Origin of the sequence: Roseixanthobacter glucoisosaccharinicivorans, from assembly GCF_043195095.2 — a bacterium.
Lineage (GTDB): Bacteria > Pseudomonadota > Alphaproteobacteria > Rhizobiales > Xanthobacteraceae > NCEH01.
In genome coordinates, this window is the sequence record NZ_CM195538.1 from 203,300 (window position 1) to 223,777 (window position 20,478).

General features: G+C 68.4%; 15 protein-coding genes. 6 read left to right on the plus strand and 9 right to left on the minus strand.

The genetic code is table 11. The annotated features are described in order from the left end of the window. Positions 1-25: 25 nt before the first annotated feature. Together scpC and V5F78_RS00875 are read right to left on the minus strand one after the other, a co-directional pair. Positions 26-1,537, minus strand: coding sequence for a succinyl-CoA:acetate CoA-transferase ScpC (gene scpC / locus V5F78_RS00870; RefSeq protein WP_394068591.1), 1,512 nt, complete (start codon positions 1,535-1,537; stop codon positions 26-28). A gap of 137 nt (positions 1,538-1,674) precedes the next feature. Further along, positions 1,675-2,508 carry a DUF429 domain-containing protein gene (locus tag V5F78_RS00875; protein WP_394068593.1) on the minus strand — a complete coding sequence of 278 codons (834 nt, stop codon included), beginning with the start codon at positions 2,506-2,508 and terminating at the stop codon, positions 1,675-1,677. 57 nt (positions 2,509-2,565) lie between these two features. Here V5F78_RS00875 and V5F78_RS00880 point away from each other — a divergent pair, with 57 nt between their 5' ends. The 4 genes from V5F78_RS00880 to V5F78_RS00895 all read left to right on the plus strand — a co-directional run bounded on the left by V5F78_RS00880 (position 2,566) and on the right by V5F78_RS00895 (position 8,619). Continuing rightward, positions 2,566-3,444: an HpcH/HpaI aldolase/citrate lyase family protein gene (locus V5F78_RS00880; RefSeq protein ID WP_394068595.1), complete on the plus strand. Its 879-nt coding sequence runs from the start codon at positions 2,566-2,568 to the stop codon at positions 3,442-3,444. Between the two features lie 5 nt (positions 3,445-3,449). Next, on the plus strand, positions 3,450-4,130 hold the full coding sequence (locus V5F78_RS00885; RefSeq protein WP_394068596.1) for a DJ-1/PfpI family protein: 681 nt from the start codon (positions 3,450-3,452) through the stop codon (positions 4,128-4,130). A 13-nt stretch (positions 4,131-4,143) separates the two neighbouring features. Then, positions 4,144-4,347 (plus strand): DUF1737 domain-containing protein, encoded by a 204-nt coding sequence (locus V5F78_RS00890; RefSeq protein ID WP_394068598.1) that lies wholly within the window; start codon positions 4,144-4,146, stop codon positions 4,345-4,347. 666 nt (positions 4,348-5,013) lie between these two features. Continuing rightward, positions 5,014-8,619 carry an autotransporter domain-containing protein gene (locus tag V5F78_RS00895; RefSeq protein WP_394068600.1) on the plus strand — a complete coding sequence of 1,202 codons (3,606 nt, stop codon included), beginning with the start codon at positions 5,014-5,016 and terminating at the stop codon, positions 8,617-8,619. A 289-nt stretch (positions 8,620-8,908) separates the two neighbouring features. Here V5F78_RS00895 and V5F78_RS00900 read toward each other — a convergent pair whose 3' ends face one another. The 4 genes from V5F78_RS00900 to V5F78_RS00915 all read right to left on the minus strand — a co-directional run bounded on the left by V5F78_RS00900 (position 8,909) and on the right by V5F78_RS00915 (position 14,694). Next, the gene (locus tag V5F78_RS00900) at positions 8,909-9,733 is read right to left on the minus strand and encodes an exodeoxyribonuclease III (RefSeq protein ID WP_394068602.1); all 825 of its coding nucleotides are present in this window, start codon (positions 9,731-9,733) and stop codon (positions 8,909-8,911) included. 100 nt (positions 9,734-9,833) lie between these two features. Next, the gene (locus V5F78_RS00905) at positions 9,834-10,838 is read right to left on the minus strand and encodes an outer-membrane lipoprotein carrier protein LolA (RefSeq protein ID WP_394068604.1); all 1,005 of its coding nucleotides are present in this window, start codon (positions 10,836-10,838) and stop codon (positions 9,834-9,836) included. 71 nt (positions 10,839-10,909) lie between these two features. Beyond that, entirely contained in the window at positions 10,910-13,489 is a 2,580-nt protein-coding gene (locus V5F78_RS00910; protein ID WP_394068606.1) for a DNA translocase FtsK, read from the minus strand. Positions 13,490-13,503: 14 nt separating this feature from the next. Continuing rightward, the gene (locus V5F78_RS00915) at positions 13,504-14,694 is read right to left on the minus strand and encodes an aminotransferase class I/II-fold pyridoxal phosphate-dependent enzyme (RefSeq protein WP_394068608.1); all 1,191 of its coding nucleotides are present in this window, start codon (positions 14,692-14,694) and stop codon (positions 13,504-13,506) included. A 231-nt stretch (positions 14,695-14,925) separates the two neighbouring features. Here V5F78_RS00915 and V5F78_RS00920 point away from each other — a divergent pair, with 231 nt between their 5' ends. Beyond that, positions 14,926-16,191 carry a serine hydrolase domain-containing protein gene (locus V5F78_RS00920; RefSeq protein ID WP_394068610.1) on the plus strand — a complete coding sequence of 422 codons (1,266 nt, stop codon included), beginning with the start codon at positions 14,926-14,928 and terminating at the stop codon, positions 16,189-16,191. 39 nt (positions 16,192-16,230) lie between these two features. Here V5F78_RS00920 and V5F78_RS00925 read toward each other — a convergent pair whose 3' ends face one another. After that, positions 16,231-17,196, minus strand: coding sequence for a bifunctional riboflavin kinase/FAD synthetase (locus V5F78_RS00925; RefSeq protein ID WP_394068612.1), 966 nt, complete (start codon positions 17,194-17,196; stop codon positions 16,231-16,233). Between the two features lie 134 nt (positions 17,197-17,330). Continuing rightward, on the minus strand, positions 17,331-18,221 hold the full coding sequence (locus V5F78_RS00930; protein WP_394068614.1) for a TIGR01459 family HAD-type hydrolase: 891 nt from the start codon (positions 18,219-18,221) through the stop codon (positions 17,331-17,333). A 187-nt stretch (positions 18,222-18,408) separates the two neighbouring features. Between V5F78_RS00930 and V5F78_RS00935 the strand changes: the two genes are divergently transcribed. Next, positions 18,409-18,825, plus strand: a complete 417-nt coding sequence (locus tag V5F78_RS00935) for an Ohr family peroxiredoxin (RefSeq protein ID WP_394068616.1) — start codon at positions 18,409-18,411, stop codon at positions 18,823-18,825. 183 nt (positions 18,826-19,008) lie between these two features. Here the strand turns inward: V5F78_RS00935 and murD are convergent, their stop codons facing one another. Continuing rightward, the gene (gene murD, locus V5F78_RS00940) at positions 19,009-20,412 is read right to left on the minus strand and encodes a UDP-N-acetylmuramoyl-L-alanine--D-glutamate ligase (protein WP_394068618.1); all 1,404 of its coding nucleotides are present in this window, start codon (positions 20,410-20,412) and stop codon (positions 19,009-19,011) included. Positions 20,413-20,478: the final 66 nt, after the last annotated feature.

The following is a 20,478-nucleotide window of genomic DNA, read 5'->3' on the forward strand; positions in this document are numbered from 1 at the left end:
GTTTTCGTTTCGGGGTGCCGTGCGCTCAGGCGATCTTGCGTGCGGTCTCCGCCAGCATGGAGCCGGTCTCGCGCGCCCGCACGTGCCAGGAGAGCGCCTCCTCGATGAGATGCGGGGTATGCCCGCCGCGGGCGAGTGCGCGTTCGAAATAATCGGCGATCTGGTCGCGATAGAGCGGGTGCACGCAATTGGCGATGATCAGCCGCGCCCGCTCGCGCGGCGCCAGTTCGCGCAGATCGGCAAGGCCGATGTCGGTCACCACCACGTCCACGTCGTGCTCGGTATGGTCAACATGGGACACGAACGGCACGATGGAGGAGAGCGCGCCTGCCTTGGCGATGGATTTCGTCACGAACACCGAGAGATAGGCGTTGCGCGCGAAATCCCCCGAGCCGCCGATGCCGTTCATCATCATCGTGCCGCCCACATGGGTGGAATTGATGTTGCCGTAGAGGTCGAACTCCAGCGCCGTGTTGATGGCGATGATGCCGAGCCGCCGGATGATCTCGGGATGGTTGGAGATTTCCTGCGGCCGCAGGATCAGGCGCGGCTTGTAGCGGGCGATCTGCGGCATCACCGCATCGTATTTCGTCTTGGACAAGGTGATGGAGGAGCCGGAGGCGAAGTTCAGCTTGCCGGCGTCGAACAGGTCGAAGGTGGAATCCTGCAGCACCTCCGAATACATGGTGAGGTCGTGGAACGGGCTCTCGATGAAGCCGTGCATCACCGCGTTGGCGATCGTGCCGATGCCGGCCTGCAACGGCTGGAGCCGGTTGGTGAGCCGCCCGCGCGCCACCTCGTGCTTCAGGAATTCCATCAGATGGCCGGCGATGGCGGCGGTCTCCGGGTCCGGCGGCAGGACGGTGGAGGCGGAATCCAGCTTTTTCGTTACCACGATGGCGACGATCTTTTCCGGCGGAATGGCGATGAAGGGCAGGCCCACCCGGCTTTCCGGCGACACCACGGGAATGGGCTCGCGGAACGGCCGGCGGGTCGGGATATAGATGTCGTGCAACCCCTCCAGCTCCATCGGCTGGGAGAGGTTGATTTCGATGATGACCTTTTCGGCCAGGATCGCGAAGGTGGCCGAATTGCCGACCGAGGTGGTGGGGATGATGCCGCCCTGGGCGGTGATCGCCACCGCCTCCACCACCGCGACATCAATCGGGCCGAGCTGGTGGGTGCGCAGGTGCTCCACCGTCTCGGACAAATGCTGGTCGACGAACATCACCTCGCCGGAATTGATCGCCTTGCGCAGCGCCGGGTCGGCCTGGAACGGAATGCGGCGCGAGAGCACGTGGGCTTCGGCCAATTGCTTGTCGAGATCGTTGCCCAGCGAGGCACCGGTGACGAGGGTGATCTTGAACGGCTCGCGCTTCGCCCGCTCCGCCAGCGCCATGGGCACGGCCTTGGCTTCGCCGGCGCGGGTGAAGCCGCTCATCCCCACCATCATGCCGTCCTTGATGTGGGATGCGGCCTCTTCCGCCGAGACCACCTTTTCGAGCAGGGAGGCGAGGCGGATCCGGTCGTGCGGCATGGACGGGCTTTCTGCTGATCCTGAGGACGAGGCAAGAAACACCTTTGCCATGGGCTCGGAAACCTAGGTATTCCCCGATGGTCGCACCTTTCGGCCCCCGCCCGCAGGGCTGCTCTGCACCGCGCGAGGAGCTTTGGTCAGGCGCGGATCGCGATCGGCAGGCCGAACGCGTCATGGTCCGGCGGATCGGGAAAGCTGAGCGCGGTCCCTTGGGCCACCCGCCATGCGGTCCAGGCGCAGGCGCTGGCGTCGATGAGATCGTCAAGCCCCACCCGCAGCATGCGCGCGGTGGAGGCGGTCAGCGCCTCGGTCGGCAGTCCGGCGTCCGCGAGCAAACCGATGCGCAGCGCGAGGCCCGGCGCATAGGGCGCGCTCTTCACCTTCTTCGGCTCGGCGAGCGCATGGCCCTGCATGACCTGGAAACTCACTTCCGGGTGGCATTCCACCAGCCGCGCCCGCAGCTCCGGCCGTGCGCGCAGCAGGCGGTCGGCTTCGGCGATCTTGGGGAAGATGTGGAAGCATTGCTTGGAGACCGCGCGCGGCGGGTCCGAGGTCGCACGCGCGGCGGTGCAGGCGGCGGCATAGAGCGCGCCTTCCCCCTGGCCGCCGCCCGCGCCTTCGCCGATGCCGGCGGCGACCGCGGCCCGCGAGGGCACGGAAAATACGCTCGACTGCCGCATCCCCAAAAGCGGCCGCACGAGGCGTTCCGGCGCGCGCCCGCCGGCCCCGACCCGCTCCGGCAGGCCGATGGGAATGTCGATGGCGGCGCAAGCGAAGGCCGGTTCGCCGGAAAAGCTCTCCTCCAGCCGGCCGATCCGGGACAATTCGAGCGTCGCGTGCCCGTCCCAGATCGCGCGCACCCAGCCGCCGGGGCAGCCGTCGAAGCCGGCATAGTGCTGTGGCGGGGAAAGCGGCGGCTGGGTCTGCATCGTCATCCGGGGCCGGCGAAGGATCAGCTTTGACGTTGGCATGCGCCCGCATCCCCGGCTAGGTTGCAGAGCACAATTCCTGAGGGGGAGAGAGCCACTATGAGCATCCGTCCGCGCCGCAGCGTGCTGTACATGCCCGGTTCCAACGCGCGCGCCCTGGAAAAGGCCCGCACCCTGCCGGCCGATGCGGTGATCCTGGACCTTGAGGACGCGGTCGCCCCCGATGCCAAGGCGGAGGCCCGCGCGCGGGTGGTGGACAGTGTGAAGGCTGGCGGCTTCGGCCATCGCGAGGTGGTGATCCGCGTCAACGGGCTCGATACGCCCTGGGGCGCCGACGATCTCACCGCCGCCGCCGGTGCCGCGCCCGATGCCATCCTGCTGCCCAAGGTGCAGGACCCCGAGCAGCTCCAGGTCGTGGGCGCACGCCTGAAGGCGCTCGGCGTGCCGGATGAGACCCGCGTGTGGGCGATGATCGAGACCCCGCTGGCCATCTTCGCCCTCAAGGAGATTGCCGAGGCCGCGCGCGACCCGCTGACCCGGCTCGACGTGTTCGTGCTCGGCACCAACGATCTCGCCAAGGAAACCCGCGCCGCCCTCGTGCCCGGCCGCGCGCCCATGTACGGCTGGCTGATGATGGCGGTCGCCGCCGCCCATGCCTATGGCATCGACGTGCTGGACGGGGTGTGGAACCAGTTTCAGGATATGGACGGCTTCCTGGCCGAATGCGCCCAGGGCTTCGAGATGGGCATGGACGGCAAGACGCTGATCCACCCCACCCAGATCGAGCCCTGCAACACCGCCTTCAGCCCGCCGGAGGCGGAAGTCGCTCGCGCCCGCGCCATCATCGGCGTGTTCGATTTGCCGGAGAACGCCGGAAAGGGCGTGGTGACGCTGGACGGGCGCATGGTGGAGCGCATGCACGCCGACATCGCGCGCCGCACGGTGGCGCTCGCCGACGCCATCGCCGGGCGCGCCTGACCGCCATGGCCCTCACCCTCACCATGCTGGCCTATCCCGGCATGACCCAGCTCGATCTCACCGCGCCGTTCGAGGTGTTCGCCCGCCTGCCGGACGCAAAGGTGCAGATCGCCTGGAAGAAGACCAAGCCGGTGGTCGACGCCGCCGGCCTCTCCATCGTGCCCACGGTCAAATTCTCCAAGGCGGCGCCCGCCGACGTGCTGTTCGTGCCCGGCGGCCCGGGCCAGCTGGAGCTGATGGAGGATGAGGATGTGCTCGACTTCCTCTATGCCCAGGCCAAGGGCGCGCGCTACATCACCTCGGTGTGCACCGGCTCGCTGGTGCTCGCCGCCGCCGGGCTGCTGCGCGGCTATCGCGCCACGTGCCATTGGCTTTCGCTGGATCAATTGGCGCTGCTGGGCGCCATTCCGGTGGCCGAGCGAGTGGTGATCGACCGCAATCGCATCACCGGGGCGGGCGTCACCTCTGGCCTCGATTTCGCCTTGCGGCTCGCCCAGGAGATCGCCGGCGAGGAAGAAGCGCGGCGCATCCGCCTCGCCATCGAATATGATCCCCAGCCGCCCTTCCCGCCCATGCGCGAAGAGGACCCCCACCTGGTCGAGGAGGTGCGCGCCCGCACCGCCGCGTTCCAGCGCCGCCGCGAAGAGGTGGCGGAAAAGGTGGGCCGGCGGCTCAACACGCCCTGAACCGGATGCTCCCATGAAGCTCTATCGCTATCTCACCGGCCCCGACGATGTCTCCTTCTGCAAGCGCGTGAGCGCGGCGCTCAACAAGGGCTGGCAATTGCACGGCGCGCCGACGCTGACCTTCGATCCGGTGAAGGCGCGGGTGATCTGCGGCCAGGCGATCGTCAAGGAAGTGCCGGGCGACTGGTCCGACGACGTGGTGCTCTCGGACCATTGAGCGGCGCCGCGCGGCGCGGCCTTCTCCTCATCCATCCCTGGTCGGGTCGAGGCCTTCGGGTCGAGCCGCGGGCGCCGGCCCGCAGCCGGCAGTCGCCGTGCCGCGCGCCTGGCTTGCGCCGCTTCCGCCTTTTGTCCCTCATTTTCTGCCACCGGTGGACCGCTTCGGTGCGGGCGTCGCGGCTCTCGCGCCGCAGCAGGCCGGAGGTGCGACGTCCGACCTTTCTGGTTGTGCTCGAGCTCGGCGTGTCGCCGCGCGTCCCCGCGCGCACCGCGAAAATCGCCCGATTCGAAGCGCCGCACCGGCGCACCTCCTTCCCCAGCGTCCCTTGGCGCGCGCATTTTCCCCACGCCGATCGTGAAATTAAACGCAGTTCCGGCCGGACCAACCGAGGCAGGCCGAGGGCAATGATTTGCAAAGGTTAATCATTGTTGACTCCGGCCGACAAAATTTCGTCATATGACAATTCGGAGACTGGCTCTCTGGCGCGAGGGCAGCACGTGACGGTGTGGCCCTGACAAAAAAAACCAAGCCCGGCGACGGGCCGCGGGGAGTTCGGGGATGGTGCTGGGAAAGATCGCGAACGGGGTGTGTGCGCCTCGTCGTCGGATGCGCGCGGAAGTTGTATTTAGCCGGCGAGAATGCGGGCGGACGGTGAGGAGCGGATTGCTTGGGTCCTCGGCCCTGGGCTCGGTTTTGATCGTGGGCGGCCTCGCGCTCGCCAGCTCGCTCAGCCTGCCGACGCCGGCGCTTGCCGATTCCCCCTGCACCACGACCGGCACGACGACCGTGACCGTGTGCAACTCGACCTTCGCCTCGGTCTCCATGGTGCCCGGCACCGGCTCGCTCACCGTTACCGACCTGACCACGGTCGGTGTGGCCTATGCCTCGCCGGTGACGACCGGCACCTATGATCAGACCGTGCTGCTCACCGGGAACACGGTGATCAACAATCCGACCTACAGCGGGTTGATCATGCAGTTCGGGACGGATTCGATGGCGCAGGTCATCCCCGTCACCGTCAATGCCAATGTCACGGTGGATGCCGGCGTCAGCGTCACCTCGCATGACGGCTTCGGCGCGGTGTGGGTGCGCAACGATTACGGCGGATCCGTTACCATCAACAATGCCGGCACGCTGTCCAGCTCCTGGACCTCCACGACCTATCCCCCGGCGGCCGCGCTCGATGGCACGACCAACCTGGGAGCCGTGACGATCACCAACAGCGGCTCGGTCACCTCGCTCAACGGCCGCGGCATCTATGCGGACGGCAATTATCGTGGTCCGACCGACGGTGTCAGGGAGACCGTCTCGGTCACCAACACCGCAGCCGGCAACGTCATCTCGCTCGGCGCGGCCATCCGCGTGATCGACTATTTCGGCCTGGCCAAAATCACCAACGACGGCACGGTCAACTCGACGCTGCAACAAGGCCTGGTCGCTTGGTCGGCGAACGGCGATTCGCTGATCCAAACCTCCGGCAGCGTGACCTCCGGCAACGACAATGCGGTCTTCGCCATGTCGGAGATCGGTTCCTCGACCGTGGTCAACAGCGGCACGGTGATCGCCACCGGCGATCCGACGCTCGACGCCGCGCATTCCGCGCTCATCCCGATTCAGGGGATGAACGGCCTGCGCGCCGCGGCCTACACCTCGGGCGATGTCAGCATCACCAATACCGCCACCGGCAATGTGACGTCGAACCGGGATGCCGGCATTCGGGCCGAGACCCCCACGGGCGACGCGACCGTCATCAATGACGGCATCATCACCGGCGTCCAGGGCATCGTGGTCAATAGCGGCGCCGGGACCGGCGTCACCGAGGCGACGGTGTCCACCATCGCCGGCACGGCCCGGGTGACCAATACCGGCACGGTCAATGCCAGCGACCTCGCGGTGCTGATGGACGCCACGACCAATATACTTGTGAATAGCGGGAGCCTTTCGACCACCGGCGCGATCGCGGTTCAGACCGGCAACGGGAACGCGACGGTCACCACGAGCGGTACGATCTCCGCCGGTTCGCCGTCCGGAACCGCGATCAGCTTCGGCTCGGGCAGCAACCGCCTGATACTCGCCGACACCGCCACGCTGGTCGGCAAGGTGGTCAACGCCAGCACCGGCAACACGCTGGAGCTGAACGGCAGCGCCTCCGGCACGCTCGATCTCGCCAGCGTCAGCGACACCGGCGCCTTCCAGGGCTTCTCCACCCTCGTCAAGTCGGGCACCGGCACCTGGAGCCTGGTGGGCAGCGGCGGCAGCCTCACGGGCCCGTTCGCCGTCAATGGCGGCATGCTGCAGATCGGCAATGGCGGCACCACCGGCACCATTGCCAATGACATCGTGGTGGCAGGCGGCGCTGCCGTGGCCTTCAACCGCGCCGACCAAGTCACCTATTCCAATGTGATCTCCGGCGCGGGCGCCCTCATCAAGAACGGCACCGGCACGCTGATCCTGACGGGCGAGAATACCTATACCGGCGGCACCCTCATCAACCAGGGCACGCTCCAGATCGGCGATGGCGGCACGGCGGGCTCGATCCTCGGCGATATCATCAATAATGCCGCCCTGGTCTTCAACCGGTCCGGCACCTACGATTTCCCAGGGTCCATCTCCGGCTCCGGCTCCGTGACGATCATCGGCGGCACGGTGAACTTCACCGGAGCAGGCGGGTTCAACGGCTCCATTTCGGTGCAGGGCTCCGACTTCATCCTGGCGCCCGGCGCGGTCTCCGCCTCGCCCTTCCTCGTGGGCGATGGCGGCACTATCGGCGGCACGGGCACCATCGGCGGCCTCACGGTGCAGTCGGGCGGCACGGTCTCTCCCGGCTATTCCCCCGGCACGCTGGCGGTCAACGGCAACGTCGCCTTCGCCGCCGGCTCCACCTATGTGGTCGATGTCACCGCGACCGCGCATGACCTGATCATCGCGAGCGGCACCGCAACGCTCACCGGCGGTACGGTGCAGGTGGTGGCGCAGAGCGGCTATGCGACGCCGCTGGCGACTTACACCATCCTCACCGCGCTCAGCGGCGTGAATGGCCAGTTCGCCACCGTGAATTCAAACTACGCCTTCCTGACGCCGCTCCTGAGCTACGACACCAACAATGTGTATCTGACGCTGGCGCGCAACGACGTCACCTTCGCGAGCTTCGCCGCCACCCCGAACCAGTTCAACACCGCCAATGCCGCCCAGTCGCTCGGCTTGGGCAACATGGTGTTCGACGCGGTGCTTCAATTGTCGGCCGGCGCCGTGCCTTCGGCCCTCAACGCATTGTCCGGCGAGATTTATTCCTCGACGCAGAGCGTGATCCAGCAGCAATCGGTCTATCTGCGCGATGCGGTCACCGGCCGGCTGCGCCAGTCGGTGATGGCGCCGGGCGTCGAGCCTCTGGCTTATGCCACCAAGGCCGCGGGACCGGCGACCGCCCAGCTTTCCGCCAGCCTCACGCCCACGCTGTGGGCCCAGGGCTATGGCGGATGGGGCAACACTTTCTCCGACGGCAATGCCGCGAGCATCTCCAACTCCATCGGCGGCTTCCTCATCGGTGCCGACGTGGCGGTGGCCTCCAATGCGCGCGCCGGCATCTTCGGCGGCTTCAGCCAGTCGCAGTTCGACGTGGATTCGCGGTCGTCCTCCGGCTCCATGGACAATTACGACCTCGGCCTTTACGGCGCCGCCCAGTTCGGGGCCGTGGCCGTGCGCGGCGGGCTCTCCTACACGTGGCATGATGTTTCGGTGGATCGCACCGTGGCCTTCCCCGGCATGTACCAGGGGCTCAGCTCCGGCTACACCGTGGGCACCACCCAGGTGTTCGGCGAACTCGGCTATGAGGTCGCCATGGGCGCCTATGCGTTCGAGCCGTTCGTGGCCGGCGCCTATGTGGCGAGCGGCGGGGGCTCCTTCAGCGAGAGCGGGGGCCTGGCAGGCCTGCGCGGAAACGTCGCCGCGTTCGATACCTTCTACACCACGCTCGGCGTGCGGGCCGCGACCTCGATCCAGGTGATGGGGCACACCCTGACCCCGAACGCGACCCTCGGTTGGCAGCATGCGTTCGGCGACACGGACCCGACCTCGACCATGCTGTTCCAGGGCGGGGCATCGCCGTTCCAGGTGTCGGGCGTCCCGATCGCGCAGGATGCGCTGATGCTTGGCGCCGGGCTCTCCTACCAGATCTCCAACGTGGCGGCGCTGTCGGTGAACTATACCGGCCAGCTTGCCACCAATGCCGCGCAGAACGCCTTCACCGCGCAGTTCTCATTGCAGTTCTGAGGGGGAAGGCCGGAACCGATCAGGTTGAAACAGCCTGATCGGTCACTCCGTCTAAACGCGGACGGACCGACGTTCCGCGGCGTGATGCATCGCCGGAGACCTGACGGCAGGTGCGCGCGATTGTCTTTCTTTGCCATTGTCCTGACAGGGCGTGTCCTGCCCATCCCGCCGGCCGGCCCGCGCGCGTCTTGAAACGCCTGCGCCAGCGGTGCCGCGTGCGTGCATGGGACAGGCCCGTGCATGACGATGCCCCGCCGCAACGGCGTCGCGCCGGGAAAGGCGGCCTCTCCTAGATGTCGAACGTCACCGCCACCGGCACGTGATCGGAGGGGCGCTCCCAGCTTCGTGCCTCGCGCAGCACGGTCATGGCGCTGGCGTGCGGGGCAAGGCCGGGGCTGGTCCACACATGATCGAGCCTCCGGCCGCGATCGTTCACCGTCCAGTCGGGCGAGCGATAGCTCCACCAGGTGAACAGCTTCTCCTGCGGCGGCACGAAGCGGCGCATCACGTCCACCCAGGGTCCGGAGGCCTGAAGCGCGTTGAGCCGGTCCACCTCAACCGGGGTATGGCTCACCACGCCGAGCAATTGCTTGTGGCCCCACACGTCGGTTTCCAGCGGCGCGATGTTGAGGTCACCCACCAGCACCGCGTGGCCATCGCGCGCATTCACCTGCTGGGGCAGGCGCTCCCAGGCGGTGAGCTCGTCGAGAAACGCGAGCTTGTGGGCGAATTTCTCGTTCAGCTCCGGGTCGGGAATATCCCCGCCCGCCGGCACGTAGAAATTATGCACGGTTACCGGCGCGGACAGCCCGGCCGAGGCGCCGAGCGTCACCGCGATGTGGCGGGCATCGCCCTTGGCGCAGAATTCCTGCCGCTCGATGGCCTCGAACGGCCGGCGCGAAAGGGTCGCAACCCCGTGCCAGCCCTTCTGCCCGTTGAGCGCGATATGGGGAAAGCCCAGGTCCCGCACCGCCGCCAGCGGAAACTTGTCGTCCTGGCACTTGGTTTCCTGCAAGCACAGGACGTCGGGATTCAGGCGCTCCACCATGGCCTTCACGAGGTCGAGGCGGATGCGGATGGAATTGATGTTCCAGGTGCAGACGGTGAGGGACACGGAGGACTCGACGCTCTGTCGGCGGGAGCGCGAGACCTAGACCCTCGGCGCATGCGCTGGCAAGGGCGCAAGGGCAGGGGGAACGCCTGCCGCCGGCGCCTTATTGCAGCATGCGTTCGAAATTGATCACGAACAGCTTGGGGTCGGGCCGGCGGGTGTAGTCGAGCTTATAGAGCGCGACCGAGGTGTCATAGCCCTGCGGATCGGTGACGATCCATTGCTTGAGGCTGTAGTTCTTGGCGTCGAACAGGATCAGCAGGCGATAGGTGCCGATCATGGGGATGGTCTCTTCCATCACCACGCTGATGTAGAGGTCGTCCTGGTAGACCCCCTTCACATGCGGGTCACGGGCAAGGTCCGTGCGCTCGGAGAGCAGGAAGCGCAGCGGCGTCTGCGACAGCGGGGTGATGTCCTGCGTGTTCAGCTTGCGGTCGCGCACCGCCACCGACTGGCCGTTGGCGATCAGCTCGATGGGCACCGGCGCGTCATATTCGAAGCGCACGCGGCCGGGCTTCTGCATGTAGAAATCGCCGGTCTTGCGCGTGCCGTCGGGGTCCACCTGCACGAACGTGCCGGTGAGGGTCTGCACCGAATTCCAATAGGCGCTGATCTTGTCGGCGGTGGCGGGATCGGCGCTGTCGAGATTGGTCTGGGAGGGCGCGGCAACCGGCCCCTGGGGGGCGCGCGGGCCATTGGCGCGGGCGCTCTGGTTGGGGGCGAGCTGAAGCGGCGCACCGGGGGCGGCATTGGCGCTTGCCGGGCGCTGCTGCGGCAGCGGCACGTTGACCGGCGCGGCGGAAGCCTGCGGCGCCGCTTGCGGTGCGAGGCTCTGGGGCGCGGCGGGCGCGCTCGGCTTGGGCACCGCCACCTGGGGCGCGAAAATCTGCGAGGGGCTGGGCTGGGAGGCCGTGCCCGGCACCGTGCCGCCGGGCCGCAGCACTTCGCCGGGTGGCAGCAGCACGCCTTGCGCGGCCGCGCCGCCGCTCTGCCCAACGCCGGCGAGGGCCGCGACGCCGAGGGCGAGGAGGAAGGCGAAAGGCGAAGGCCGGCGATGGGGCATCAGGGGGTCTCGATGGGCGCGCGGGGCGTGTGGACGAATCTTCACGGTCACACTCCCCCTTAAATCTTGCCTATGGCGAACCTGTGGCCCGGCGGCAACCCAAAATCCGGCCACCGCTATTCGGCGGCCTCGTCGGAGAGCAGGATTTCGCGCTTGCCGGCGTGGTTGGGTGTGCCGACCACGCCTTCCTTCTCCATGCGCTCCACCAGGGACGCCGCCCTGTTATAGCCGATCTGAAGCCGGCGCTGGATATAGGAGGTGGAGCATTTCTTGTCGCGGAGCACCACCGCGACCGCCTGGGAATAGAGGTCCTGCCCCTCTTCCCCGAACGACCCCTTGTCGAACACCGCGCCGTCCTCGCCATCCGCCCCATCCTCGGCGAGGTCGGCGGTCACAGCTTCGAGATAATCGGGCGCGGCCTGGGCCTTGAGGTGCTTCACCACGCGCTCGACCTCGTCGTCGGAGACGAACGGGCCGTGCACGCGGCTGATGCGGCCGCCGCCGGCCATGTAGAGCATGTCGCCCTGGCCGAGCAGCTGCTCGGCGCCCATCTCGCCGAGGATCGTGCGGCTGTCGATCTTGCTGGTGACCTGGAACGAGATCCGGGTCGGGAAATTCGCCTTGATGGTGCCGGTGATGACATCCACCGAGGGGCGCTGGGTGGCCATCACCAGATGGATGCCGGCGGCGCGGGCCATCTGGGCGAGGCGCTGGATCGCGCCCTCGATCTCCTTGCCGGCGGTCAGCATCAGGTCCGCCATCTCGTCGACGATCACAACGATGTAGGGCAGCGGCCCCAGCTCCATCTCCTCGCGCTCGTAGATGGCTTCGCCGGTCTCATGGTCGAAGCCGGTCTGTACCGTGCGGGCGAGGCTCTCGCCCTTCTTCTCGGCCTCGGCGACGCGGGCGTTGAAGCCGTCGATGTTGCGCACGCCGAGCTTGGACATCTTCTTGTAGCGGTCCTCCATCTCGCGCACCGCCCATTTGAGCGCGATCACCGCCTTCTTCGGGTCGGTCACCACCGGGGCGAGCAGATGGGGGATGCCGTCATAGACGGAGAGTTCCAGCATCTTGGGATCGACCATGATCAGCCGGCACTGTTCCGGCTTCAGCCGGTAGAGCAGCGAGAGGATCATGGTGTTGATGGCCACCGACTTGCCGGAGCCGGTGGTTCCCGCCACCAGCAGATGCGGCATGCGGGCGAGATCGACGATCACCGGCTCGCCGCCGATGGTCTTGCCCAGCGCGATCGCGAGCTTCTGCCCGCTGTCGCCGAAATCCTTGGTGGAGAGAAGCTCGCGCAGCAGCACCTTCTCGCGCTTGGCGTTGGGCAGCTCGATGCCGATCGCGTTGCGCCCCGGCACCACGGCGACGCGGGCGGAAATCGCGCTCATGGAGCGGGCGATGTCGTCGGCAAGCCCGATCACGCGGGAGGACTTGATGCCCGGCGCTGGCTCCAGCTCATAGAGCGTCACGACGGGACCCGGCCGCACCTGGCCGATTTCGCCGCGCACGCCGAAATCATCCAGCGTGCCTTCCAGCAGCTTGGCGGTATCCGCCAGGGCCTCCTCGCTCATGGTCGGCCCCTTGGACGGGGGCGGGGCGCCCAGCAATTGCAGGTCGGGCAGGCGATAGGCATGGGGGCGCCGCCCCTCCGCCCGGCCTTCGCGCGCGCTTTGGCGGGCCCGGGCCGCGGCGGCGCGTCCGCTCGCCGCCGCGCGCGGCGCGGGTTCGGCGACATCCATGTCCGTCTCTTCGTCGCGCGCATCGGCGCGGCGCACGCCACCGAGGGGGGGCGCCTCATGGGCGGGGCCGGCGGTGAGGCGCGGTTCCACGCGGCCCTGGTCGTCGACCGCGCGCCGCTCGGAGGCAAACACCTCGCGGGCGAAGGCGCCGATGGCCGCCGCGCGGACCGGCGCCGATTTGCCCCCGGTGGGCTTGAGGCCCGTCGCGCGGCCGCGGCGGCGCGCGAACAGGCGCGCCTTGGCGGAGAGGAAGGTATGGGTGAGCGCGCCCAGCGAGATCAGCCGGTGGTCGGTATCGTCGAAATCCTCGTCCGCCTCGTCGGCCTCCTCGGCCTCGACGGCCCGGCGCTTCGGCGCGCCGCCCCGGCAGGCGAACGCGAGCCCGGCGAAGCCGCCGACCGCCCCCACGCCGCCCACCAGGACCGCGTCGAGACCACCGGACCAGCCGCCGTGAAACACCGAGACCAGGCGCGGAAACAGATCACCGATCACCCCACCAAGGCCGGTCGGCACCGGCCAGGCGCCGAACGTGGGCAGGGCGCTGAGTAGGGCGCTCATCCCGAGCACGCCGAGGGTGAGCGCACCGGCGCGCAATTGCTCGCCCCGCAGCGGGCGGTAGGTCAGCAGCCGCCAGCCCCAATAGGCGAGCGGCAGCAGCAGGAACAGGCTGGCGAGCCCGAGGCCCTGCATCAGCAGGTCGGCGACGATGGCGCCGGGGCGGCCGAGCAAATTCTTCACCTCGGCGCCGCTGGCATTGGAGAGGCTCGGGTCGCTCGCGCTCCAGGTCACCATGGAGACGAGCGCGAACAGGCTGGCCGACAGCAGCGCCGCGCCGCAGATCTGGCTGGAGCGCCGGCGCACCGCGCCGCGCACGCTTTCGGGAATGAGATCCATGCCGAGCCCATGGCGCAGGGCCATGGCGGGGGCGGGACGACGGCGAGCCTGTGCCATGCGCGGAAGCTCCCTTACCCTAGCCCGGCGAGCAGGCGCGACAGCACCTCCTCGCACGTGGCGAGATCCTGCACCAAGGCGACCCGCAGATAGGGATCGCCAGCATTGACGCCCCTCGCGTCGGGGCGGGCGAGATAGCCGCCCGGCACGACGCGAAGGCCTTGTTCTTTCCACAGCCGCAGCGTCGCGGCTTCTCCGCCGCCCGCCGCCGAGGCGTCGAGCCACAGGAAGAAGCCGCCGCCGGGCCGCTCATAGCCGAAGCGGTCGCCGAGCATCCGGTCGGCGAGGTCGAATTTCTGCACATAGAGCGCGCGGGAGGCTTCCACATGGGCCTCGTCTCCATAGGCGGCGATGCCCACCGCCTGGAGCGGCTCGGGCACCTGGGGGGCGGCGACCCAGCGAAACGCGAGGAACGCCTTCTGGAAATCCGCATCCCCGGCGCAGAAGCCGCAGCGCAGGCCCGGCAGGGACGAGCGCTTGGAGAGCGAGTTGAACGCGACCACGCCGGAGAAATCGGTGCCGCACACTTCCAGGATGCCGGTCGGCTTTTCCGCGCCGAGATAGATTTCCGAATAGCATTCGTCGGAAAACAGATAGGTGCCGTGGGCGCGGGTGATGGCGAGCAGCCGCTCCAGATAGGCGCGCGAGGCGATGGCGCCCTGCGGATTGGCGGGCGAGGCGATGAACACCGCCACCGCGCGCGCCATCAGGTCGGCGTCGAGGGCGTCGAGATCCGGCAGCCAGCCGCTTTCGCGGGTGGTGGGCAAGGGAATGGCCTCGCAGCCGGCGGCCTCGGCGCCCGCCGCATAGGCGGCATAGAAGGGATTGGGCAGCAGCATCACCGGCCGCCCGCCGCGATCCCCGGTGAGGCGCCGCGCGACGATGGCAGCGGAGACGAGGCCCTCGCGCGAGCCGTTCAACACCAGCACTTCGCGGTCCGCATCCACCGGGCGGGCGAGATCATAGCGCCTGCCTAGCCATTGGGCGGCGGCGGCGCGGAACGCCGGGGTGCCTTCCGCGCGCGGATAGCGGCCGAAGCCGGGCAGGGCGCCGGACAGCACCGGGCCGACGAAATCCGGCATGGTATGCTGCGGCTCGCCCACCGCCGCGCTCAGGGGCGCGCGGCCGGGCTCCGTGCCAGCCAGCAGCTCGGCGAGGCGGATGAAGGGGGAGCGGCGATCCTGGGGAGCGGAGGGAGCGGGCACGGTTCGGGGTATCGTCTCGCACGATGGGGGTCACGGCGAGAATGCCGAAACTCGGTTAAGAACCGCCTAAGCATCGCCGGCTCCTATCGACACACCCTTTCCGTAACGGCATTCTGCGCCGCGTCGCGGAGCATCGGACGCCCCAAGCGCCGCCGTGGCCGGACCGAGGGTTCAGGAACGCCAATTCCGCCTTCGATCTGAAACGATTAAAACCATCGGGAGAAACCATCCATGGCAGGGAGCATCATGCGTCCCCTTGCGCCGGCATTGCTCGCGCTCAGCCTGTTCCACGCGCCGGCGGCCCAGGCCGACGACCTCAGCTTTTCCCAGGAGGCGCTGAAGCGCATCCCCGTGGCCATGCAGCGGGAGATCGAAAAGGGCACCTTCCCCGGCGCGGTCACTTTGATCGCCCATGACGGCAAGATCGTGCATTTCGAGGCGCACGGCTTCCTCGACGCCGCCAAGACCAAGCCCATGACCAAGGATGCGGTGTTCCGCGCCTTCTCCATGACCAAGCCGTTCGTCTCGGTGGCGGCGATGATGCTGGTGGAGCGCGGCCAGCTGAGCCTGCGCGACCCCGTGGGGCAATATATTCCCGAGATGAAGGCGATGAATGTCATCGCCGAGAAGAAGGACGAGAGCGGCAAGAGCGTGCGCGAGGTGGTGGCGGCGAAGAACCCCATCACCATCCAGGACCTGCTGCGCCACACCTCGGGCCTCACCTATTCCGGCAGCGCGCCGTTCCCGGAGGTGAAGGAGGCTTATGAGAAGGCCGACATCGAGAGCCGCAATTCGGACCTCTCCCCGGAAGCCTTCGTGAGCGGCCTCGCCAAGATCCCGCTCGCCTATGAGCCGGGCACGCGGTTCGAATACGGCCTCTCCGTGGACGTGCTCGGCGTGGTGGTGGAGCGCGTGAGCGGCAAACGGCTCGACGTGTTCCTCGACGAGAACCTGTTCAAGCCGCTGAAGATGAAGGACACCTCGTTCCAGCTCACGCCCGCCCAGGCGCCCCGCCTCGCCGACGCGCTCGATACCGACCCGCAGAAGGAGGCGGGCTGGAAATGGGTGCGGGTGGACCAGGACCCCGGCAAGCGCTACCGGCTCGGCGGGGCCGGCACCGTCACCACGGCGGAGGATTATTTCCGCTTCTCCCAAATGATGCTGAACGGCGGGGTGCTGGAGGGCGTGCGCATCCTCTCGCCCAAGACCGTGGACTTCATGCTGTCCGACCATCTGATCGGGCTCGGCGGCTCCACGGCGGCGAGCACCGGGCCGGGCTACGGCTTCGGGCTGGGCTTTGCGATTCGCCGCTATGAAGGCTTCGCGGTGGCGCCCGGCTCGGTGGGCGATGCCATGTGGGCGGGCGCTGGCGGCACCTCCTTCACCATCGACCCGAAGGAAGAAATCATCGGCGTGTTCATGTCCGCCGCGCCAACCCCGCGCGTCGCCACCCGCATGCTGTTCAAGAATTTGCTCTACGGCGCGACCGTGGATTGATCGTGCCGCCGGCCGGGGGCGCGCCCGGCCGGTTTCCCCTCACACCGGCCAGACCTGCGGGCGGGCGAGCACGAGGCGGGCGGCGGCGCTGTCCTTGTTCATCTGGACGATCAGCGCGTCGATATCGTCGAACTTCAGTTCCGGCCGCAGATAGCCGTGGAACGCTACATCCAGTTCGCGGCCGTAGAGATCGCCGGAAAAGTCGAACAGGTGCACTTCCAGCAGCGGCCGGCCATTGTCGAACGTGGGGCGCCGGCCATAGCTCGCCACCCCGTCCACCACTTGCCCGTCGAAGCGCGCGCGCACCGCATAGATGCCGAAGGCGAGCTGCGTGCCTTCCGGCATGGCGAGATTGGCGGTGGGAAAACCGAGGTCGCGGCCGCGCTTGTCGCCGTGGATGACGGTGGCGCGCACGCTCCAGGGCCGGCCCAGCATATGGCCCGCATGGCCCACCTGCCCGGCGGCCAGCGCGTTGCGGATGGCGCTGGAGGAAATGGGGTCGCCCTCGTCCAGGGCCGGCTCCACCACCTCCACCGGAAAGCCGTGGCGCGCGCCGGCCTCGCGCAAAAAGGCGGGCGAGCCGGCGCGGGCGCGGCCGAAATGGAAATCGAAGCCCACCACCACGCCCGACACGCCGAACCGCCGCACCAGGATTTCGTCGACGAAATCCTCCGCCGTCACCCGCGCCAGCGCCGCGTCGAACGGCAGCACGATGGCGCCGGAAAGCCCGGTGCGCGCGAGGCAATCCAGCTTCTGCTGGCCGGGGGTGAGGCGGAACAGGTTCGCGTCGGGCTGGAAGAAGCTGCGCGGGTGCGGCTCGAATGTCAGCGCGGCCGCCGGCCGGCCGAGCCCTTGCGCCATATGCAGCGCCGCCGCGATCACCGCGCGATGGCCACGATGCACGCCGTCGAAATTGCCGATGGCGAGAACCGGTCGTGCGATCCGCGCGGGAATCGGCGCGATGCCCTGGACGACGGGAAAGGAAGGCTCGGAAGGATCGGACATCGGCAGGGGCGGCCGGCACAATGGAGGGGAGGCAACCCTTCGCGCGCGGACCCGCCAGCGTCAAGCACGGGATTTTGCGGAAAGGGGGCGCCGGGAGTCCCGGCGCCGGGCTCACACCCGCGCGGCTGCTCTCCTCACCACGCTAGGCGAGGCATGACGCCGCGCGGGTGGGCGTGATCGGAAAACAGATTGGCCAGCGCCTCGGCATCGGGCTCGCTGCCGTTTTCCCCGTGCAATTCCTCGGCGTGGATGCCGCTCGAGATGAACAGGCTGTCGAAGCCGGCCGCCGTGGCGCCGATAATGTCGGTGCGCAGCGCATCGCCGATGGCGAGCACCCGTTCGGGCCGGACCGGGACACCGCCGAGCGCGGCCGCGCGGCGCAGGGCCACGTCATAGATCGGCTTGTGCGGCTTGCCGCAATAGATCGCCCGCCCGCCGATCTCCTCATAAAGCTGCGCCAGCGCGCCGGCGCAATAGACCAAAGTCTCGCCGCGCTCCACCACCAGGTCGGGATTGGCGCACACGAACAACAGGTCGCGCGCCTGCATGGCGGCGAGCCGCTCGGCATAATCCTGCGGCGTTTCCACATCGTCGTTCAGCAGGCCGGTGCAGACCACGAGGTCGGCCGCCTCCAGGCTGGTCGGCACCACCTCGAGCCCGTCGAACGTGCCGAGGTCACGCGGCGGGCCGAGATGGAACAGCTTCACCCCTGGCCGCGCCGCCAGCACGTCGCGCGTGACGTCGCCGGAGGTGACGATGCCGTCATAAGCGGTGCGCGGCACGCCGAACCCGTCCAGCATGGCGATGACGAAGGCATTCGGACGCGGGGCGTTGGAGACCATCAGCACGCGGGCGCCACCCGCGCGGGCCCGCTCCAGAGCCGCGCCGGCGGCGGGAAACGCGGCGATGCCGTTATGCATCACACCCCACACGTCGCACAGAATCAGGTCGTAATCGGCGACGATCTCCGAAAGGCCGGAAACCAAACGGGGGGCGACGAGCTTATCCTTGGCGCCATTGATCATGGCCTGTCTCCTTGCTGGCTTGCGGCAGGCGGGTCGGCCAGGGAGGTGCCACGACGGCGGCAGCGCCACAAGGAAAACCGTCCCGCAGTGCGGGAAACGCCCGTGCGTCATACGCATTTCGGCCCTGCGGCAAACGCGGACGCCCGCATCGCGCCGCCGGCCCCTGTTCGTTCATCGGAGAAAACCCATGTCTTTTGAAACCCTCTTCACCGCCACCGCCGTGTCCCACGGCGGCCGTCGCGGCCATAGCGAAACCACCGACGGCTCGGTGAAGGCCGACCTCGCCATGCCCAAGGACGGCATGCTGGACCCCGGCAAGACCACGCCGGAGCATCTGTTCGCCGCCGGCTATGCCGCCTGTTTCGGCGGCGCGCTCGAAGCCGTCTCCAAGGCCAAGGGCGTGGATGCGAGCGGCGCGGAAGTCACCATCGCCGTGAGCTTCGGCAAAGTGGAAGGCGGCTTCGGCCTCGCCGCCCGGATCACAGGCACGGTGCCCGGCAAGAGCGCGACCGAGGTGCTCGACCTGCTGGAGGCGGCGCACAAGGTGTGCCCCTATTCGAAGGCCGTGCGCGGAAACATCGAGGTGGAACTCGCCGCCGCCTGATCCATGCGAGGGGCGCGGCGCCTGTGCGCCGCGTCCGTCGCGCCGCCCGCGGGGGCGCAGTCATCTATGGCGCGAGGTTCGGGCGAAATCGCAGTTTCATCCGCCGCGGAGCCGCGGAGAAGCCGCACGAAACCGCTGTTCGTCTGCGCCAAGCCCTTGTTTCACGTGAAACATTCGGGCGCTTCACCCTTTGGCGACAATACCTGGCAAGGCGTGGACTAGGGCGCGAAAAGCGTCGCCGCGCACCTCGAAATTGGGATATTGGTCGAAACTGGCGCAGGCCGGAGACAGCAGCACCACCGCGTCCTCCAGCCCCGAGGCCGCCGCATCCCGCGCCGCCGCAGCCACCGCCGAAGCGAGCGTCCCGACCTCGTCATGCGGCACTTTTTCGCCCAGCGTCGCGGCGAAGGCGGGGGCTGCCTCGCCGATCAGATAGGCCTTGCGCACCCGGTTGAAGAAGGGCGCCAGCGGTTCGATACCGCCCGCCTTGGCCTTGCCGCCGGCGATCCAGAACACGTTGTTGAAGCTCAGCAATGCCCGCTCGGTGGCGTCGGCATTGGTGGCCTTGCTGTCGTTGACGAACAGCACGTTTGCCAGCTGCCCCACCTCTTCCATGCGATGGGCCAAGCCGGGAAACCGCCGCATGCCGATGGCGATCACCTCCGGCGCGAGGCCGATGGCGCGGGCGCAGGCATAGGCCGCCGCCGCATTCTGCGCATTGTGCGCGCCGCGCAGCGCGCCGATGCCGGCGAGCGAAAGGCGATGACGCTCCACGCCGCCTTCGCTCCAGACGATGTCGGCGCCGTCGCGCCAGATGCCGTCGGAAAGCGGCCGCTCCACCGAGATACGCACCACATGGATGCCGGCCCGCTCGGCCCGGTCCGCCATGGCGGCAGAGAAGTCATCATCCACGCCGACCACGGCGGTGCCGCCCTTTTCCACTCCGGCGATCAGCCGTTCCTTGACCGCTGCGTAATGCGCCAGGCTCCCGTGGCGGTCCAGATGGTCGGGGGTCAGGTTCAGGTGCACCCCAACGGAGGGATCAAGGGTGGGGGCGAGGTCGATCTGGTAGGAGGAGCATTCCACCACATGCACCCGCGCGACCCCCTTGGGCGGGGCGAGCGAGAGGATGGCGGTGCCGATATTGCCGCCCATCTGCACGTCGCGCCCGCCCACCGCCAGCAGATGGGCGATGAGGGCCGTGGTGGTGGATTTTCCATTGGTGCCGGTGATCGCGACGAACGGGGAATGGCGCGCAATGGCGCGCCGCTCGCGGCAGAACAACTCGATGTCGCCGATCACCTCCACGCCGGCCGCCTTGGCCAGTGCGACCGACCAATGGGGCGCGGGATGGGTCAGCGGCACGCCGGGGGAGAGCACCAGGGCCGCAAGTCCGGACCAGTCGACCGCATGTAGGTCCTGCACCGGTACGCCGTTGGCGACCGCCTTGTCGCGCCCCGCCGCGCCGTCGTCCCAGGCGATGACGCGGGCACCGCCCTCCATCAGCGCGCGCGCGGTGGCGAGGCCGGAGCCGCCGAGCCCGAACACGGCGACGCTGCGGTCCTTGAAGCAGGTAACGGGAATCATGGAAGGGCAACCTGACGAAAACGTGACGCCAGCACTAGACCCGGCCAGCCTCGGAGGGAAGCCGCC

Coding starts and splice junctions, on each gene's coding strand:
- V5F78_RS00885 (WP_394068596.1), top strand. CDS start 3,450: ATGGCCCTCACCCTCACCATGCTGGCCTATCCCGGCATGACCCAGCTC.
- V5F78_RS00930 (WP_394068614.1), bottom strand. CDS start 18,221: ATGATCAATGGCGCCAAGGATAAGCTCGTCGCCCCCCGTTTGGTTTCC.
- V5F78_RS00925 (WP_394068612.1), bottom strand. CDS start 17,196: ATGTCCGATCCTTCCGAGCCTTCCTTTCCCGTCGTCCAGGGCATCGCG.
- V5F78_RS00920 (WP_394068610.1), top strand. CDS start 14,926: ATGGCAGGGAGCATCATGCGTCCCCTTGCGCCGGCATTGCTCGCGCTC.
- V5F78_RS00880 (WP_394068595.1), top strand. CDS start 2,566: ATGAGCATCCGTCCGCGCCGCAGCGTGCTGTACATGCCCGGTTCCAAC.
- scpC (WP_394068591.1), bottom strand. CDS start 1,537: ATGCCGCACGACCGGATCCGCCTCGCCTCCCTGCTCGAAAAGGTGGTC.
- V5F78_RS00890 (WP_394068598.1), top strand. CDS start 4,144: ATGAAGCTCTATCGCTATCTCACCGGCCCCGACGATGTCTCCTTCTGC.
- murD (WP_394068618.1), bottom strand. CDS start 20,412: ATGATTCCCGTTACCTGCTTCAAGGACCGCAGCGTCGCCGTGTTCGGG.
- V5F78_RS00910 (WP_394068606.1), bottom strand. CDS start 13,489: ATGGCACAGGCTCGCCGTCGTCCCGCCCCCGCCATGGCCCTGCGCCAT.
- V5F78_RS00935 (WP_394068616.1), top strand. CDS start 18,409: ATGTCTTTTGAAACCCTCTTCACCGCCACCGCCGTGTCCCACGGCGGC.
- V5F78_RS00875 (WP_394068593.1), bottom strand. CDS start 2,508: ATGCCAACGTCAAAGCTGATCCTTCGCCGGCCCCGGATGACGATGCAG.